Source organism: Myxococcus sp. CA039A (assembly GCF_013336645.1).
Classification (GTDB): Bacteria; Myxococcota; Myxococcia; order Myxococcales; family Myxococcaceae; genus Myxococcus; species Myxococcus llanfairpwllgwyngyllgogerychwyrndrobwllllantysiliogogogochensis.
Genome location: NZ_JABUMQ010000795.1, coordinates 1 through 429, shown reverse-complemented (window position 1 = coordinate 429; position 429 = coordinate 1). Strand labels below are relative to the sequence as shown.

The window sequence follows — 429 nt, the reverse complement described above, 5'->3', positions numbered from 1 at the left end:
GTGTGGGAGGGGACTCCTCCATCGCCTCGCTGAGGTCCAGGTCGAACTCGAGCGGCCCGCTGGCCCGCGAGGGCGCGGCGCGTGGAGCGGGAGGAGGTGGCGAGAGGGCCGCCTCGGACATATCCAGGTCGAACTCCAGCGGGCCGCTGGCGCGCGACGGAGCGGAAGAAGCCGACTCCTCTTCCACGGTGATGCCGACCTCGATGGGCGCCTCGTCGAGGCTCACCGGCTCATCGAGCACCTCCCCGAAGGCCAGAGGTGCGTCACCCGGTCCTGCCTCTATCTCGAATTCGAACCCGGGCAGCGGCTCGTCATCCGGAAGCGAGACGGGCGGCGGCGTGCTCGCGATGAGCTCCTCGAGCGGAATGTCCACGTCGTTCTCCGCGGAGGCGGGCGGAGAGAAGTCGAAGGGCTCATCCAGCGTGGGGG

General features: G+C 69.9%; 1 pseudogene. It reads right to left on the bottom strand.

Features of this window, described 5'->3' with window-relative positions:
* Positions 1-429, bottom strand: a pseudogene (locus HR086_RS47630) (TIGR02266 family protein); the annotation flags it as partial.